This is a genomic window from Helicobacter sp. T3_23-1056 (assembly GCF_053654535.1).
The window spans coordinates 110,497-126,466 of sequence record NZ_JBSIUU010000001.1; the positions used below are offsets into that span (position 1 = coordinate 110,497).

18 protein-coding genes are annotated in these 15,970 nt (G+C 40.5%); 11 read left to right on the forward strand and 7 right to left on the reverse strand.

From position 1 onward, the window contains the following. Positions 1–26 precede the first annotated feature (26 nt). Positions 27–1,739: a hypothetical protein gene (locus ACWIUO_RS00540; protein WP_454175999.1), complete on the reverse strand. Its 1,713-nt coding sequence runs from the start codon at positions 1,737–1,739 to the stop codon at positions 27–29. Between ACWIUO_RS00540 and ACWIUO_RS00545 the strand changes: the two genes are divergently transcribed. The 3 genes from ACWIUO_RS00545 to ACWIUO_RS00555 all read left to right on the forward strand — a co-directional run bounded on the left by ACWIUO_RS00545 (position 1,740) and on the right by ACWIUO_RS00555 (position 4,813). Next, positions 1,740–2,120: a hypothetical protein gene (locus ACWIUO_RS00545; protein ID WP_454176000.1), complete on the forward strand. Its 381-nt coding sequence runs from the start codon at positions 1,740–1,742 to the stop codon at positions 2,118–2,120. Between the two features lie 262 nt (positions 2,121–2,382). Next, complete coding sequence (gene traF, locus ACWIUO_RS00550; RefSeq protein WP_454176001.1) at positions 2,383–4,182, forward strand: conjugal transfer protein TraF; 1,800 nt, start codon at positions 2,383–2,385, stop codon at positions 4,180–4,182. 457 nt (positions 4,183–4,639) lie between these two features. Further along, entirely contained in the window at positions 4,640–4,813 is a 174-nt protein-coding gene (locus tag ACWIUO_RS00555; RefSeq protein WP_454176002.1) for a hypothetical protein, read from the forward strand. 15 nt (positions 4,814–4,828) lie between these two features. Here the strand turns inward: ACWIUO_RS00555 and ACWIUO_RS00560 are convergent, their stop codons facing one another. Genes ACWIUO_RS00560 through ACWIUO_RS00570 form a run of 3 tightly spaced genes read right to left on the reverse strand, consistent with a single transcriptional unit; the run spans position 4,829 to position 5,749 of the window. Then, positions 4,829–5,302 (reverse strand): hypothetical protein, encoded by a 474-nt coding sequence (locus ACWIUO_RS00560; protein WP_454176003.1) that lies wholly within the window; start codon positions 5,300–5,302, stop codon positions 4,829–4,831. Continuing rightward, a complete protein-coding gene (locus tag ACWIUO_RS00565; protein ID WP_454176004.1) occupies positions 5,241–5,549 on the reverse strand; it encodes a hypothetical protein in 309 nt (102 codons plus the stop codon). Before ACWIUO_RS00565 ends, ACWIUO_RS00560 begins: the two co-directional genes overlap by 62 nt. Beyond that, complete coding sequence (locus ACWIUO_RS00570) at positions 5,510–5,749, reverse strand: hypothetical protein (RefSeq protein ID WP_454176005.1); 240 nt, start codon at positions 5,747–5,749, stop codon at positions 5,510–5,512. Before ACWIUO_RS00570 ends, ACWIUO_RS00565 begins: the two co-directional genes overlap by 40 nt. Before the next feature lie 96 nt (positions 5,750–5,845). Between ACWIUO_RS00570 and ACWIUO_RS00575 the strand changes: the two genes are divergently transcribed. Both ACWIUO_RS00575 and ACWIUO_RS00580 read left to right on the forward strand, forming a co-directional pair. Then, the gene (locus ACWIUO_RS00575; protein ID WP_454176006.1) at positions 5,846–6,046 is read left to right on the forward strand and encodes a hypothetical protein; all 201 of its coding nucleotides are present in this window, start codon (positions 5,846–5,848) and stop codon (positions 6,044–6,046) included. Then, positions 6,034–6,192: a hypothetical protein gene (locus tag ACWIUO_RS00580; protein ID WP_454176007.1), complete on the forward strand. Its 159-nt coding sequence runs from the start codon at positions 6,034–6,036 to the stop codon at positions 6,190–6,192. Before ACWIUO_RS00575 ends, ACWIUO_RS00580 begins: the two co-directional genes overlap by 13 nt. Here the strand turns inward: ACWIUO_RS00580 and ligA are convergent. Continuing rightward, positions 6,185–8,245 carry an NAD-dependent DNA ligase LigA gene (gene ligA / locus ACWIUO_RS00585; RefSeq protein WP_454176008.1) on the reverse strand — a complete coding sequence of 687 codons (2,061 nt, stop codon included), beginning with the start codon at positions 8,243–8,245 and terminating at the stop codon, positions 6,185–6,187. The two genes, ACWIUO_RS00580 and ligA, sit on opposite strands and share 8 nt — an antisense overlap. A gap of 151 nt (positions 8,246–8,396) precedes the next feature. Here ligA and ACWIUO_RS00590 point away from each other — a divergent pair, with 151 nt between their 5' ends. The 4 genes from ACWIUO_RS00590 to ppa all read left to right on the forward strand — a co-directional run bounded on the left by ACWIUO_RS00590 (position 8,397) and on the right by ppa (position 13,173). Continuing rightward, positions 8,397–9,959 carry a chemotaxis protein CheW gene (locus ACWIUO_RS00590; protein ID WP_454176009.1) on the forward strand — a complete coding sequence of 521 codons (1,563 nt, stop codon included), beginning with the start codon at positions 8,397–8,399 and terminating at the stop codon, positions 9,957–9,959. 194 nt (positions 9,960–10,153) lie between these two features. Continuing rightward, complete coding sequence (aspS, locus tag ACWIUO_RS00595) at positions 10,154–11,932, forward strand: aspartate--tRNA ligase (RefSeq protein WP_454176010.1); 1,779 nt, start codon at positions 10,154–10,156, stop codon at positions 11,930–11,932. Between the two features lie 72 nt (positions 11,933–12,004). After that, positions 12,005–12,589: an adenylate kinase gene (locus ACWIUO_RS00600; RefSeq protein WP_454176011.1), complete on the forward strand. Its 585-nt coding sequence runs from the start codon at positions 12,005–12,007 to the stop codon at positions 12,587–12,589. 62 nt (positions 12,590–12,651) lie between these two features. Next, positions 12,652–13,173 carry an inorganic diphosphatase gene (gene ppa / locus ACWIUO_RS00605; RefSeq protein WP_454176012.1) on the forward strand — a complete coding sequence of 174 codons (522 nt, stop codon included), beginning with the start codon at positions 12,652–12,654 and terminating at the stop codon, positions 13,171–13,173. Between the two features lie 567 nt (positions 13,174–13,740). Here ppa and ACWIUO_RS00610 read toward each other — a convergent pair. Then, complete coding sequence (locus tag ACWIUO_RS00610; RefSeq protein ID WP_454176013.1) at positions 13,741–14,199, reverse strand: hypothetical protein; 459 nt, start codon at positions 14,197–14,199, stop codon at positions 13,741–13,743. Between the two features lie 99 nt (positions 14,200–14,298). Further along, positions 14,299–14,424 (reverse strand): hypothetical protein, encoded by a 126-nt coding sequence (locus ACWIUO_RS00615; protein WP_454176014.1) that lies wholly within the window; start codon positions 14,422–14,424, stop codon positions 14,299–14,301. Between the two features lie 368 nt (positions 14,425–14,792). Between ACWIUO_RS00615 and hisB the strand changes: the two genes are divergently transcribed. Beyond that, positions 14,793–15,374, forward strand: a complete 582-nt coding sequence (gene hisB, locus ACWIUO_RS00620; protein ID WP_454176015.1) for an imidazoleglycerol-phosphate dehydratase HisB — start codon at positions 14,793–14,795, stop codon at positions 15,372–15,374. A 54-nt stretch (positions 15,375–15,428) separates the two neighbouring features. Then, the gene (locus tag ACWIUO_RS00625; protein WP_454176016.1) at positions 15,429–15,947 is read left to right on the forward strand and encodes a KdsC family phosphatase; all 519 of its coding nucleotides are present in this window, start codon (positions 15,429–15,431) and stop codon (positions 15,945–15,947) included. The last annotated feature ends 23 nt before the right edge of the window (positions 15,948–15,970 follow it).

The following is a 15,970-nucleotide window of genomic DNA, read 5'->3' on the forward strand; positions in this document are numbered from 1 at the left end:
TATTTGCTAGTAGTGGTTAGCGCACTCTAGCGCGAAAAAAGGATTTTATGATAAGTCTTTGCTTTTGTGTGTCGCAGATACACGATATTATGCGTATATGGGCATAGCAGGATTGCCCCCCTTTTTTCGTGCTTTTTAGCCTTTGTCTTGTTATCTTTGTCGAGCTGATTTTGGCTATTTGCTTGCCACATTTCATAGCAAGCAGAGAGGCTAAAATCTATGCTAGCGATTTTTGCCCTATCTGCGAAAATCTCATAGCTAAAATCCTCTTTTGATTCTTTGTCGTTTGGTGTTTGATTGCTTATTTTTGCATTTTGCATTTTTGCTAGTAAGATTTTGTGAGGTAGGACGCTAGCGATGCGCAAATCTGCGTTTGTGCTTAGCATAGAATACGCACTTCCAAAGATTGAGCCAAGTAGCCCAAGCCCAGAATTTACCTGTTCTAAACCTTTGCTAAGTCCTAGTTGCGTGGCGACTTTTAGGCTAGCGGAGACAAATGCGCGCGCAATGATAGTTTTTAGCTGTTTTTCAAACTCTGTGGCGATGATATTATCCGTATTTGCTAGCTCATCAAATGCGATAGATTCTGTGTTTGTGTGGGTAGATTTTGGGCTAGATTCTATGCCGTAGCTATTTGCAAAGCTTACCCCCTCGACAAATTGAGGCAATGCGATACCAAAATGATACAAGCCATTTGAAGTGATGATGGGGAGTGAAAATTTAAACTCTTTTTTGTGTGCTTGCCTGCCCTCTTCTAGCAATATCCAAGTATAAAACGCCATAGAATCTAGCTTTTCTAGCTCATCTTTATGCGCTTCATAGATTTTGCTAGATTCATTATTTGCGTCATTTTCGCTCTCTGCCAAATCATTATTTATAGCATTTACAACCATAGCGCGAAATGCCCTGCTAGATTCTGCATTTGCCCTAAAATCCGCGCTATTTAGATAGAGTATGTCTTGTGCGATAGATTCATTTTGCGTGATTCCATAGGATTCTTTTAGGTAGTCTATGCCCTTATTGTCGCCATTTAGCGCAAAAAATAGCCCTGAAATATAGCTTACCGCAGGGTTTATAAACCCATCAAATGCCCGAAATTTCGCCAAATTTGAATAAGTGGATTCTAGCTCCCTGTTTGCTTGGAGTTGGGAGCTATCTTTATTTACCACGCCTTTTGCCTTGCTTTTGGCGTATCGTTCATTTTCTTCTTCTAGGGCTTTATTGATTTGCTTGGCGTAGTAGTCTTTTGTCCGCCTTTGCCTATCGTTTGCGCGGTTTAGCTCTACGCGTGTCGCACTCATATCGCCGTTTTCATTAGCTTTTTCCATCTGGGCTAATGCCTTATAATAGTTTAAAAACACCCCCTCATACATATTGCCCCTATACGCCATCGCATTGTCATTTACGATAGCTGCGCCCACTTGTGCGCCACCTTTTGCTAGCAGTCCCTCCCCCTCATACTTGCTAAATAGATTTTCGCTTTTTTCTAGTAGCTCTATGGCGTTTTCACTCCCCGCACTAAACGCACTAACGCCCGCTTGACTAAGCCATAATAAATCCTTATCATCACTCTTTTTTAGCGCAAAATCACTTGCTTGCTTTGCGTCTTGATAGTAGTAAGTGTGGGCAAATTTTTCTAGGCTTTTTATATCTGTGGCACAGCCACTAAAAAGCGTGATAATCCCTAGCACGCAAGATAAAAATCCAATATGTTTCAAGGTTTGATTTTTCTTTGGCATTTGTTTTTCCTTTTATTTTATTTTTTTTGTCATTGCGATTGCAGTGGCAAATCCACCACAAAGCAATCCATAAAAAAATCTTGCCACGATTTTGCTTATACAAAATCTTACGCAAAATCTTGCCAAAATCTAGCAACGACAAGATTTCCCCTTCCATTGCAAGAGTTACAATGCCTCTTAAAACCCCTCCCTTGCGGAGCTTGCGGAGTGGGTTTGGGGGTGGGTAAAGTCATTGCCAAAAATACGACTTTGCTAAAAATCACATTTTTTGGCAATCCAAAACGCTACTTTTTGTCATTGCGAGATTTTGCGCAAGCAAAATCGTGGCAATCCACACCACAACATTGCCAATATCGCAGTATCCGCAATATCGTAGTATAGATTGCCAAGCGGATTTTGACAAATCCGCTCGCCAAATCCGCTCTCCAATGACAAAATCTAAGACAACATTGTAGTATTTCATACATTAAAATCTATTAAATTCTCACATAAATCAACGCAAAATCTAATCAATCCCGTGTCAATTTGTGCTAAATCTCGTAAAATCCTAAAATTTACCCAATTTTTTGGCTTGTTTGGCATTCTTTTTGTTTGGATTTGATATAATTTGCTTGAAAATATCCCTTACTTTAAGAGGTTTGCTATGAAATATACTACTAAACTTCACACAAAAATTAACGCAAAATTTAACACAAACAAATACACCAAAAATCTCGCTATCTCGCTAGCCATAGCCTTTGTTAGTATGGAGGGTGCAAATGCGCTAGAATTTGGCGGGATGGGCAATGTCTCTGCGGGTATGGGTGGCGCAGGTGTAGCACTCAAGCAATCCCAATGGGCGTTGTATTATAACCCTGCATTGCTAGGCGTGGTAAATAAATCTAGCTTTGCATATAGCTTTGGCGCGGGGTATAAAGAGACAAATTTGCTAGGGGCAGCGGGGATAGATACTGATAATATCGAAAAAATGGGGAATCAGCTAAGTAGCTTATTTAGTGGCAATGGCACGGGAGTTACCACTTCCACACAAAGCGTGCAAGGCAGAAATGCTTCACAACCCAATACCCAAAATACTCAAATAAGTGGGCTTAGCTCATCTTTTGAAGCGGTGCTAAAAGATTTTACAGGTAACACAAGTGGCAATCCAACTACGGAAGATTTGGCAAAAACGCTATCCAAACTAGCAGGTGGCACAGGAACTGAAACTGATGTGTCTAAGGCTTGGGCAGAGGTGCAAAAAAATGGCAAAATCGATGAAGTCAAAAAATCCCTACAAGATTCCATAAAAAAACAAAATGACACAGATGGCTCTCTAGGGCTACTTAGTGGGCTTATAGATTCTCTAGATGAGAGCAGTATCGGCAGTGTGATTAACACACTAGGCAAAGGTGAGAAAATCGACTTAACCAAAATGCTTGGCAGTGGTGGAATCACGCTAAAAGCTAGCTCAAATGATGTGATAAAAAAGTTTTTGCGTGATATGGAATCCCTCTTTAATATGCTAAATCAAAATGATTTTAGCGTATCTAGCCAAAATGGGCTTATCATCACTTATAGTGGCAAAAACAATAATTGGGGGATTTCGCTAGGATTGCTAGCAAGCGCGTATGCAAACGCAAATGCCAAAATCGATGAAAATCATAAACGGCTAATCATCACGCAAGATAGCACGCATATAGAAGTGAGCGCAGGCAAAGATAGCGTAACCGTAAAGCAAGTAAATGGCAACACCAACTCCGCGCTAAGCAAAGATGCAAATCACCAAATAAGTGCTAGCACGCTAGCAGTAGCTGAAGTCCCGCTAGGCTATGGCTATGCGTTTCATACGAGATTTGGGACATTTGGGCTAGGAATCGCGGGCAAATATATCCACGCAGGCGGGTATGTGCTAGAATCAAGCGGTGGCTATGATACAATCGCTAAAAATATCAGCTTTAGCACCAAAGACATTGTGCAGACTTCTACTTGGGGCGTGGATGCGGGGCTGCTATATATGCCTAGTTTTTCAAAAAATCTAATCTTTGGCGTGGTCGGCAAAAATCTAAACGCACCCAAAATCAAAACCAACAAAAAAACTATCGAGCTAAACACACAGGTGAGGGCGGGGGTAAGCTACTCTTTGTGGAAAGAGCGCGTAGTTTTCGCGCTAGATGCGGATTTGCTAGCAAATGAGACGCTATCTAGCACGCGTCCTTATTCGCAAATGATAGGCGGGGGCGTGATGTTTGATTTTAAATATGTGGATTTTAGGTTTGGCAGTATGTATGATTTCCGCGACACGACAAAAGAGGGCGTGATTTTGACAGGCGGGATAAATATTTTAGGATTTTTAGACATCGCCGTGCAAAGCAACCTAAATCTAACGCCTATGCCAATGGTGTCTAATAGCCTAAAATTGCCAAGCTATCTAAATGTCAAAATCGGCGGCGGTTTTAGCTGGTAGGTTTTTTGGTAGATTTTTGGTGGATTTTGACTTTTTTTGATTTTTTATTTTGCTTTTTTTGCGTTGTTTCGCGCTGTGTTTTTAATTTTTTTTGATTTTTGATTTTGTTTTGTTTATTTTGTTTTTGACTTTTGTTTTGTTGCCTTATCTTGCCCTGCTTTTTTGTTTTTATTTTTGTTTTTGATTTTTCTTTTGTTGTGCTTTGTCGCTTGTTTGTTTGATTTTTGTTTGTTGATTGTTTTTTTATTGTTTGTGTCTTTGTTTTTTAGATTTTATATTTGTTTTTGCGATGGGATTTATTTTTGTAGTGGGTTTTGTTTTGTAACGGATTTTGGGATTTTCGTTATTTTTAGCTAAACAAGCAAGACGCAGTTTTTCTAAAACGCAGTTTATTTTAGAAATGCGTTAGATTTTGCGTGGCAATGGTGGCACAATGGTGGCGCAATGGTAGCAATGTATGTTGAGATACTTTGGACTCTTGCGAAACCTTAGCATTATGATTTATGACTTGTGGATTGCCACGATTTTGCAATTTTTTGACAAAATCGCAGATTCTCGCAATGACAAAATAATGGCAATCTATCGGTATAAAACACCAAAAAATAAGATTTTGACAAAACTAATAAAATAGATTGCTACGCAAATGCTACTTTTGACAAAGTCGCATTTGCTCGCAATGACGGAATGTTTGTCGTATGACAAGCGGATAGATTGCCACGCGTTGCGTTGCAACGCTCGCAATGACGGAAGCAGAGTCATTATCCGCAATGGCAGAAGTGGAATCATTGCTTACAATGACGGAATGTTTGCCGTCATACTGCGATTTTGTAGAAATCGAAGCTTCTCTCTTATTGTCATATTGAGCGTGTAATCGCGAAATATCTCTACTTACATTTTTAGATTTTGAGATATTTCGGGCTACGCCCTCAGTATGACAAGGATTAGGATTTTGGATACTTCGCTTATGCGCATTAGGATAAAATACCCACCCCCTAACCCCCTCCGCAAGGGAGGGGGGACAAGAAGTGTGCAAATCCGCAAGAGAGTAGGAAATCCTGTCATTGTGAGATTTTGCAATGGTATCGCAAGTTTTTTGCATTGCCGTTGTGAAATTTTGCATTGCCGTCATTGCGAGCACAACTTGTTGTGCGTGGCAATCCAAAATAAACCCACTCCCTTGCGGAGAGGGTTTTTGCTTCGGCTAACGCCTCGCAACCCGTTGGGTGGGGGTGGGTAGATTTGTCATTGTGAAATTCTTCGACTTTGTCATTGAGAGTTGCGTTGTCGTCATTGCGAGATTCTGCGCGTAGCGTAGAATCGTGGCAATCTATCGATACAAAATACCGAAAAACACGATTTTTACACAACTAATAAAATAGATTGCCACGCGGATTTTTTCAAATCCGCTCGCAATGACGGAATGTTTGTCGTATGACAAGCGGATAGATTGCCACGCGTTGCGTTGCAACGCTCGCAATGACGGAAGCAGAGTCATTATCCGCAATGACGAAATGCTTGCTTTCATACTGCGATTTTGCAGAAACCTAAGCATTTCTCTTGTTGTCATATTGAGCGCGTGAGCGCGAAATATCTCTATTTGCATTTTGAAGTTTTGAGATACTTCGGTTTCTACGAAACCTCAGTATGACAAGGATTTTCGTCATTGCGAGAATTTAGGCTTTTGTCAAAAAGGCTAAATTCGTGGCAATCCACACTTTACAAATTCAAAAAAAAAAAAAAAAAAACATATTTTGTAATTTTGATGATATGGATTGCCACGCAAGTCTTGTGTTTTGCTCGCAATGACGGCAACACCGCCTATACTACCGACTTTTGCTATACTGCAAACATTTGCCATACTTAAGCATAAGAGAAATATCTAAAAACACTAAATACTTAATCCACAAATGCCTAATCTGCCCACAAAATCTAGCCACCGCAAAACACCATATTTACGCCATAAAAGCTAGCACCGCAAAACACCACATTTTGCCCCATAAAATCACTTAATCATTTCTCTTAGCTCGCCTTCACTTATGATTTTCACGCCCAATTCGCGTGCTTTTTGCTCTTTGCTCCCCGCATTTTCGCCACATAGGACAAAATCCGTTTTCGCGCTCACACTCCCGCTTACCCGCGCTCCTAGCGATTCTAGTTCGTCTTTTATCTCATCTCTACTGCGTGAGAGCGTGCCTGTGATGACGAAAGTTTTGCCACTAAAAATCTGCCCTCCAAAATCCTGTCCTATAAAATCCTGCCCCCCAAAATCCCCATTTACTCCCAAATCAAAGCCCTTATCATCGCTAGATTTTACACTAGAATCTAGCGATTTTTTAGGGGGGATTTTTGGGTTTATGATTGCTAAAATCTTAGATATGATTTCCGCATTTATCTTGCCAAATTCTAAAATCGATTCTGCCATTTCCTCTCCAAAGCCATTTATACTCAAAATCTCATCTTTAGATTTTGTGAAAAACTCCGCTCCAAACGCATTTGCAAGCTGTTTGCTAGCCCACTCGCCGATATTTGGCACGCCTAGTGCGTTTATCACGCGCCATAGCTCAACCCCTTTGCTTTTTTCTATCGCTTCTAGCAAATTGCTGATTTTCTTGTCTTTAAATCCCTCCAAATCCTCCAAATCCTCGCGCTTTAACGCATAAATATCTAAAATCGAAGTGATTTTGCCCGCATCATAAAGCAAGTAGATGATTTTTTCGCCTAAGCCATCGATATTTAGGGCTTTTTTGCTCGCAAAATGCACGATAGATTCTTTGACTCTTGCTTCGCAGGCTAGATTTGCACAGCGGATAAAAATATCCTCTTTGATTAGTTCGCCATCACAAATCGGGCAATGCGTGGGGGGCGTTATGGGCGTTTGTGTGCCATCTCGTCTTGCGGGGATTGATTTTATGATTTTGGGGATTACATCGCCACTGCGGATTAAAATCACAAAGTCATTTATTTGTATGTCTTTTTTGGCGATTTCTGCGTAGTTGTGCAAGGTGGCACGCGCGATTTTTGCGCCCTCGATTTCTACGGGCTCTAGCTCTGCTACGGGCGTGATGACCCCTGTGCGCCCGACTTGATGCGTGATGGATAGAAGTTTGGTGATTTTTTCTAGCGCGGGAAACTTATACGCGCACGCAAAGCGCGGGGATTTTGTCGTCCAGCCTAGCTCTTTTTGGGATTCAAAACTATCTAGCATTATTACCATTCCATCTAAAAGCATTTCAAAGCTATCTCGTTTGGATTTTAGCTTTTCATAGTGCGCTTGGATTTCTTGCGCGTTTTTGGCTACTTTTAAATCCCCCAAAAATTGCGCAAACCCAAAATCTTGGATTTTGCGCAATGCCCCAAAAAAGCTAGAATCTAGCGGGGTTTGCGACTCTGCGCTACTGCCTATGCCCCACGGGATAAATAGCAGTTTGCGCCTAGCTGTAATGCTACTATCTAGCTGGCGCAGTGAGCCTGCAGCGGCGTTTCTAGGGTTTGCAAAAAGGGCTTCTCCACTTTGCAATCGCTCGTTATTTATGCGCTCAAAATCCTCTTTTTTGATTACGACTTCGCCACGAATCTCTATCAAATCTTTATGCAAAATCTGCAAAGGGATAGAGCGAATCGTCTTTGCATTGTGCAAGACTTCCTCGCCTACTAGCCCATCGCCACGCGTTGCCGCGCTGATTAGATGTCCATTGTCATAGCGTAGATTTAGCGAAGCCCCGTCAAATTTGGGAGAGCATACAAAAGAGGCATTTGGATAGATTTTTAGGATTTTATCTATCCATTGAGCCATTTCCTCATAGCTAAACACATCATCTAAACTCCACATTCTGCTTAAATGCGTGGCTTTGCTAAAAGACTCTAGCACCTCGCCTCCTACGCGCTGTGTGGGGGAGTATGGCAAGATAGAATCCTTATGCAAATCCTCATAAGATTTTACTTTATGATAGAGTATGTCATACTCGTCATCGCTAGCGATAGGGTCATCTAGGACATAGTAAGCGTGGGCATATTTGCGTAGTTTTTCAACAGCTTGTTGGTATTGTTCAAAAGAAGTAAGCATTTTTTGCCTTTTATAAGAGTTTGTAAAGAAAAAATGAAGTAAAATTGTATAATTTTTTGCATAAGTTTTGGCATACAACTATCCCAAAAACTTGCCCAAAACCTGCCTAATAGAATCTAATCTACGCAAAACCACTTAAAAAGGAGTTCGCTTGATACAAGATATAGACCAAAAAACAAGCCTGCATCTAAACAACGAAACGCAATTTTTGTGCTTTACCCTTGATGATAGCAATCCTTTGGCACTTTTCCCAAGCAATCAAAACGGCACAAATCCACAAAATCTAGCAAGCCCAAATGCGCAAAATCTAGCAAATACCGCAGGCAAGACAAACGCTACAAACGCGCAAAATGGACAAAACAATGGACAAAATCCGCAAGCAAGCCACGCAAATATTGCAAATATCGCAAATATCACAGACGCAAATAATCCAAACGCCACGACAATCTGTCCGCATTGTGGCGGGGCTGTGTGCCCGCATTGTGGCAATGTGGTGGATTCTGCGGAGAGTGGCGATGTGGCACAAAATCCACATTTGCAAAATCTTGCACAAAATCCTGCGCAAGATTTTGCACCACAAGAAAATGTAGAAAATCTAGCCCCAAATCCGCAAGATTCGATATATTCTGGTGCTTCTAATAGCACAAACGCCACAAGCACCACGCACAATAAAGCGCAAAATTCACTTATCACAAATCTAACCGCCCATAATCCACCAAATGCCCAAAACACGCAAAATCTACCAACCGCAAAAACTCACACCCAAAGCGAAATGGGCGAGAAAAAAAGCCACACTCACCCATTGCTAGAAAACCTAGAATCAAGCGTGTTTAGCCCCGTTTCTGGTGAAAAAATGGGCGAGCAACTTTATGCGATAAATGTATTTAAAGTGCGCGAAATCATTTATTATGATGGGGAAATCACAGAGACTGCGGGCGAAAAAGATGGACTTGTGCTTGGGTTTTTAACGGTTAGGGGGGAATCTATGCCGCTTATTGATATGCGCAGGTGGCTTTATTTTAGCGCAAATGACCCGCATAGAGATTTGCGCCCTTTTTCGATAAATTCTCAAAAAAGCCTTGTGGTGATTTGTCATTTTTCTAGCCAAAATATCGGGCTTAAGATTTTGGGAGTGAAGCGAATCATCAACAAAAGTTGGGGCGAAATCACAGCAGGCGGGGAGTTTGGGTTTGATGGGGAAAGCAAGGTGGTGGCTACGACAAAATATGATGATGGCTCGGTTATCCAAATTTTAGATGTTGAGCGAATGGTAGCAGATGCGTTCCCTGATATGACGGACTCAAATAGACTTGAAATCAGCAATTTGCAAGCCATTCATAGCAACAAACTTATCCTTGTCGCAGAGGATTCAAAATCCGCTAGCAAGGCGTTGGGATTGATTTTGGAGCATTTGCATTTGCATTATATGAGTTTTGCAAATGGCGAGGGGTTGCTTGATTATTTGTATTCTGAAGGTGTGGCAAGTCAAGTGGGGGCTGTGATTACGGATTTGGAGATGCCAAAAATATCGGGCTTTGAAGTGCTAAAAAGAATCAAAAACAACCCAGAATCTAGAGGGATTCCTGTGATTGTAAATTCATCGATGAGCAGCGATTCTAATGTCGAAATGGCGCAAAAACTAGGCGCAGATGCCTTTATCTCAAAATCAAATCCCGCAGAAGTCGAAGAGCATTTACGCAGATTTTTAATCTAAAATCGCGCTTGCAAAAAGTCGTATAAAAAAATCGTAGCAAAAAAGGCGTGGCAAAAAAAAATCGTATTTCAAAAAAAATGTGGCAAAGAGGCGTGATTTAAGATTTTGGATACATAAATCAATCTTTTTGCAAATAATCTTTTTGCAAGGCATTTTGCAAACCAAAATAACAAACCAACTTAAAAAGGAAATCTATGCAAAGAACGCATTTATGCGCTAAAGTCAAAGAAAATCTAATCGGGCAAGAAGTGGAAGTATGCGGGTGGTGCAATTCTTATAGAGACCACGGGGGCGTGGTGTTTATCGATTTGCGTGATAGTAGCGGGCTAGTCCAGCTTGTGTGTGATTCTACCTCCACGCCTAAGGCTTATGAGATAGCACAAAGCGTGCGCGATGAGTTTGTCCTGCTAGCAAAAGGAAAGGTGCGAGCGCGAGGCGAAGGGCTAGAAAATCCAAAGCTAGAAACGGGCAAGATTGAGATTTTAATCGACACGCTAATCATCGAAAACAAAGCAAAAACTCCGCCAATCCTTGTAAATGACGAAAACATAAGCGATGAGCTAAAGCTAAAATATCGCTACTTAGATTTGCGTAGCCCAAAGGCTTTGAGTGTATTTAAAACTCGTAGCAATATCACAATGAGTGCTAGAAATAGCCTGCAAAAAATGGGATTTTTGGAAGTGGAAACACCGATTTTGACAAAGCAAACGCCAGAGGGGGCTAGGGATTATCTAGTCCCTAGCAGGATTCACGATGGGGAGTTTTATGCCTTGCCACAAAGCCCGCAGCTTTTCAAACAGCTTCTTATGATAAGCGGATTTGATAGATATTTCCAAATCGCAAAATGCTTTAGAGATGAGGATTTGCGCTCAGATAGACAGCCAGAATTTACCCAAATCGATGTGGAGATGAGCTTTTGTGATGAAAATGATGTGATGGGTGTGTGCGAAAATCTACTAGCAGATATTTTTGGCGCGCTAAATCTCCCCATAAAGACGCCATTTGTGAGAATCCCATATAAAGAGGCGATGGAAAAATACGGCAGCGATAAGCCAGATTTGCGTTTTGGTTTGCCACTTGTGGAGGTTGGGGATTTGTTTGTGGATTCTAGTAATGAGATTTTTGCCTCTATCGCTAAAGATTCGCAAAAAAATCGCTTCAAAGCCCTATGCGTAAAAGGCGGGGATAATTTCTATTCGCGCAAAATGCTAGGCGAGGCAGAAGAGTTTGTGCGAAAATTTGGCGCAAAAGGGCTAGCATATATCCAAATCAAAGACGAGCCAAAAGGACCGCTAGTCAAATTTATCAGCCAAGAGAATTTAGGCAAGCTCTTAGAGCGCGTGGGAGCGGAGCAGGGGGATATTATCTTTTTTGGTGCGGGGGATAAAAAAAGCATTTGGGATTATATGGGGCGACTTCGCGTGAAAATCGCCCAAGATATGGGGCTAATCAACAAAGGGGAATACAATTTTGCGTGGGTGGTTGATTTTCCAATGTTTGAGAGAAATGAAGAGGGCGTAGTTTCTGCCTTGCACCACCCTTTCACTATGCCAAAAAATCTAGCAGAATACAAGGCGGATTCTACCGACATAGAATCGATAGAATCTATCGCCTATGATGTCGTGCTAAATGGCGTAGAGCTAGGCGGAGGAAGCCTAAGAATCCACAAAATGCAAACCCAACAAGCCGTATTTGATTTGCTAGGGATTAGCAAGCAAGAGGCACAAGAAAAGTTTGGATTCTTGCTTGATGCTTTGCAGTATGGTGCGCCACCGCACGGGGGGTTTGCTATCGGGCTAGATAGGCTTGTTATGCTTGTTACAGATTCTGCGAGTATCCGCGATGTCATCGCATTTCCCAAAACCCAAAAAGCCACTTGCCCGCTTACCTCCGCACCAAGCGCGGTGGGCGAGGAGCTATTGCGTGAGTTGCACATTCGCTTACGCAATCCACAAAAAAATTCGCTACAATAATGCGTCTTGCAAAAAAATCGTAGCGCATTTATGAAGCCTTTTTACACCAAAATCAAACATAAGGAGAAGCAAATGAAAAAGCTTTTTTTAATCATCGGAGCACCGGGCAGTGGCAAAACCACAGACGCAGAGCTAATCGCTAAGAAAAATCCAAAATCAATCGTGCATTACTCCACAGGGGATTTGCTCCGCGAGGAAGTAAAGCGCGGTAGCGAGCAGGGCAAAATCATAGGCGAAATCATCGCCAAAGGAAATCTAGTGCCTTTAGAAATAGTCGTAAGCACGATAATATCGGCTATGCAAAACGCCCCAAAAGACATAATCATAATCGATGGCTACCCGCGCAGTGTCGAGCAGATGCAGGCATTGCACGAAAAGCTACAATCCCAAAATCTAGTCAAACTTGCAAGCGTCATAGAAGTCTCTGTAAGCGAAGCAGTGGCAAGAGAGCGCGTGCTAGGCAGGGCTAGGGGGGCTGATGATAATATCGAGGTGTTTAACAACCGAATGAGAGTGTTTTTGGACCCGCTAAAAAGTATTGAAAACTTTTATGGGGCAAGGAAACTGCTACATAAGATTGACGGGGAGCGCACCATAGAAGAAATCGTAGCCGAGATGAATGACTTTGTCATACAAACAGCGAAAAATCTAAAATAGATTTTGTTGTGAAAAAGTCATAAATCTAGCCAAAAAATCCAAAATCAATAAAAGGAACAAAAATGGACATCTCAAAAATAGAAGTAGGCAAAATACCAAGTAGCATAAACGCCATAATCGAAATCCCCTATGGCTCAAATATCAAATACGAAGTGGATAAAGACTCGGGTGCGGTGGTAGTCGATAGGGTGATGTATAGTGCTATGTTTTATCCAGCCAATTATGGTTTCGTGCCAAATACTTTGGCAGATGATGGCGACCCTGCGGACATTCTCGTGCTAAATGAATACCCTTTGCAAGCGGGCAGCGTGATAAAAACTCGGCTAATAGGCGTGCTAATAATGGAAGATGAAAGCGGAATGGACGAAAAGCTACTAGCCGTGCCGATTAGCAAAATCGACCCACGATATGACAATATCAAAAGCCTGCAAGATTTGCCACAAATCACCCTTGATAGAATCAAAAACTTTTTTGAAACTTACAAAACATTAGAGCCAAACAAATGGGTAAAAGTCAAGGACTACCTAGACACAAACGAAGCTGAAAAAATTCTAAAAAAAGCGGTGGAAAATTATCAAAAATAGTAAAAAATAAGCGAAATAGGCAACTTTGTTTTTGCTTGTTTTTTGTTTGTGCGCTATTGCGTTTTTGTGTGCCATCGTTTGCGCGCTAAAATCCAAAAAAGCAAATCTAAAAACGCTAGCGGTATGATTTGCTATATTTTTTGCCATACTTTGCCACATTTACAACACTTTGCCACACTTGAAGTTTTTGAATGTTTTTTAAGGTTTTTGCAAAAACGCGAAGTGTCAAAAATCAAAATCCTTCAAAAAATCACCACGATTTGCATTATTTGCGTTATTCTCGCAATGATTGATTGTGTTTTTTAGATTTTTTCTTAGATTTTGCTTATTTTTCTTAGATTGTGTTGGATTTTGTTAGATTTTATGATGTGCGATATTTTTATGCAAGTTTAAGACATATAAAACGCCTTTTGTTGCGATATTTATCCAACCTTTAAAAATTTAAAACTTCGTATTTTGTCCGCTTGTATGAATGTTTAAGCGGGGAACATATAGTAAGCGATATTAAACATTGCGTTTTCTCGCGTTTTTTTATAAAAACTAGTTTTGTAAAAAATTTGAAAATTTTTATTTTGCGTATTTGGCTTCTAATTGTTTTAGATAGTTTTCCCATTCTCTAAAATTGGACTCTCGTTGCTCAAAATTAGCTTCAAAATCTTTCAAGTTAGCTTCAATATCCCTAAAATTAGCTTCAAACTCTCTAGAAGTTTTTTCAATATTGTTTTTATCAACCAACATTTTGAGTTGATTATTTAATACTTCGCCCTTATCAATTAATGCTCTGTTGTTGTCAGCTAACATTTCAAGTTCATCATCTAACGCCTTGTGTTTATTTTTGAATGTATTGATTTTGTGTGATTCAGAATCTGTTAAATTAAAATATATTACTAAATTGTTGTGCTTATCACATATCGCATTGAATTTATCACCTAACACTTTGGACTTATCTCGTAACGCATTGTTTTTATCTTGCAAAGCATTTAATCCTGCTTCTAAGATTCTTTTTAAGCCTTTTAATTCTGGCATTTGTAGTCCTTTCAAAAAAGAAATAAAAAGCGGATTATATCTTAATTTTGTTTTGTTCTCTCTCCGCTTTTTAGTATTTTTAATTTTTAGCTTAAAATTTTACAAAATCCCCTTTAAAAAATTATTTTTATGCTTTTTGCTAGCGTGATATTTTGCGTAGCGTTTGTCAAAATCCACTCGCAATAACCCCCACCCAACTTCATTACAAACCATTAGCCAAATCAAAAATCCCCTCCGCAATGTAAGCTAGAATCCACACCTTGCCACGCATTGCATAAAAGTAGAGCATAATGATTTGTGATTTTTAATATTTTTTTGCTTTGCTTTTTTTAAAAAATGTTGATTTTTTGTGATTTTTTTGTGTTTTAGATTTTGATTTACTTTGTTTTACTTTGTGCGATTTTGGCAAAATCCACAAAAAAACCGCAAAACAAAAAATCCACAAACAAAAAACCACAAAATAGATAGGCACGATATTACAAACAAATGCTACAATGTGGCTTTGCAAATGTCCTTGCAAGACTTCGTAGCAAAACTTCAACGCGATGCGCAAAAATCTTATGCGCACAAAATCTTACAAACTAAGGAATCTAATGCAATCCCTAAGCAGAAATACCAAAGAAACGCAAATCACCGCAAAGCTAGACATTTATGGCAGTGGCAAATCCAAAATCCACACAAATATAGGCTTTTTTAACCATATGTTAGAAGCGTTTAGCAAGCACGCGCTGTTTGATTTGGAGCTAGAGTGCAAGGGGGATTTGGAAGTGGATTTTCATCATAGCGTGGAGGATTGCGGGATAGTCATTGGCAAACTTTTGGCACAAAGCATTTACCCTGTGCAAAATATCGAGCGATTTGGCAATGGTGCAGTGGCGATGGATGAAGCCTGCGTGGAATGTGATTTAGACATTAGCAATCGCGCGTTTTTGGTGTTTGACACAAGTGCTTGTGAGTATAGGGGCAGGATTTTAGATTTTGATATTGAGCTAGTGGAGGAGTGGCTTAGGGCTGTGTGTTTTAACGCAAATATCACAGCACATATCACAATCAAGCGCGGGAAAAATCTACACCATATCACAGAGGCGATTTTTAAAGCCTTTGCATTGTCGCTTCGCAGGGCATTGGCACAAAATCCACGCGTGCAGATTCCTAGCACAAAAGGCTGTTTATAACCAAAATCTACAAACGCAAAATCTACAAAATCAAACAAAATCAAAAGGCTAAAAATGATAAAACTACTACTACTTGATGTCGATGGCACGCTAACTGATGGCAAAATCACGCTTATTGAAAATGGAAAAAGCATAATGGAAGCAAAAAGTTTCAACATAAAAGATGGGCTAGGAATCGTAGCGTGGCTAAAAATGGGCAAAGAAGTAGCAATAATCTCGGGCAGAGAATCCGCTAGCACGCGCACACGCGCAGAGGAGCTGGGTATCACGCGGGTATTTTTGGGCGTAGAGGACAAAGCAAGCACGGCACAAAAAATCATATCTGGGCTAAATGTGCAAAAAAATGAAGTCGCTTGCATAGGCGATGATGTCAATGATTTGGGGTTGTTTGCTCAAAGTGGAATGTCCTTTGCGCCTTCTAATGCAAATGCGTATATCAAAAAAAAAGCTGATATTGTGCTAAATGCACGCGGTGGCGAAGGCGCAGTGCGCGAAATGATAGATTTTATCATCTCGCGTGATGAAAAAGAGCAGGCGGAATTTTTGGCGATGTATCAAAAAAGTGCGAAATAATGTCTAAAAAATCCGCACAAAAA

Coding starts and splice junctions, on each gene's coding strand:
- traF (WP_454176001.1), top strand. CDS start 2,383: ATGAAATATACTACTAAACTTCACACAAAAATTAACGCAAAATTTAAC.
- ACWIUO_RS00600 (WP_454176011.1), top strand. CDS start 12,005: ATGAAAAAGCTTTTTTTAATCATCGGAGCACCGGGCAGTGGCAAAACC.
- ACWIUO_RS00610 (WP_454176013.1), bottom strand. CDS start 14,199: ATGCCAGAATTAAAAGGCTTAAAAAGAATCTTAGAAGCAGGATTAAAT.
- ACWIUO_RS00540 (WP_454175999.1), bottom strand. CDS start 1,739: ATGCCAAAGAAAAATCAAACCTTGAAACATATTGGATTTTTATCTTGC.
- ACWIUO_RS00625 (WP_454176016.1), top strand. CDS start 15,429: ATGATAAAACTACTACTACTTGATGTCGATGGCACGCTAACTGATGGC.
- ACWIUO_RS00560 (WP_454176003.1), bottom strand. CDS start 5,302: ATGCAAAATTTCACAACGGCAATGCAAAAAACTTGCGATACCATTGCA.
- aspS (WP_454176010.1), top strand. CDS start 10,154: ATGCAAAGAACGCATTTATGCGCTAAAGTCAAAGAAAATCTAATCGGG.
- ACWIUO_RS00555 (WP_454176002.1), top strand. CDS start 4,640: ATGTTGAGATACTTTGGACTCTTGCGAAACCTTAGCATTATGATTTAT.
- ppa (WP_454176012.1), top strand. CDS start 12,652: ATGGACATCTCAAAAATAGAAGTAGGCAAAATACCAAGTAGCATAAAC.
- ligA (WP_454176008.1), bottom strand. CDS start 8,245: ATGCTTACTTCTTTTGAACAATACCAACAAGCTGTTGAAAAACTACGC.
- ACWIUO_RS00570 (WP_454176005.1), bottom strand. CDS start 5,749: ATGACAACAAGAGAAATGCTTAGGTTTCTGCAAAATCGCAGTATGAAA.
- hisB (WP_454176015.1), top strand. CDS start 14,793: ATGCAATCCCTAAGCAGAAATACCAAAGAAACGCAAATCACCGCAAAG.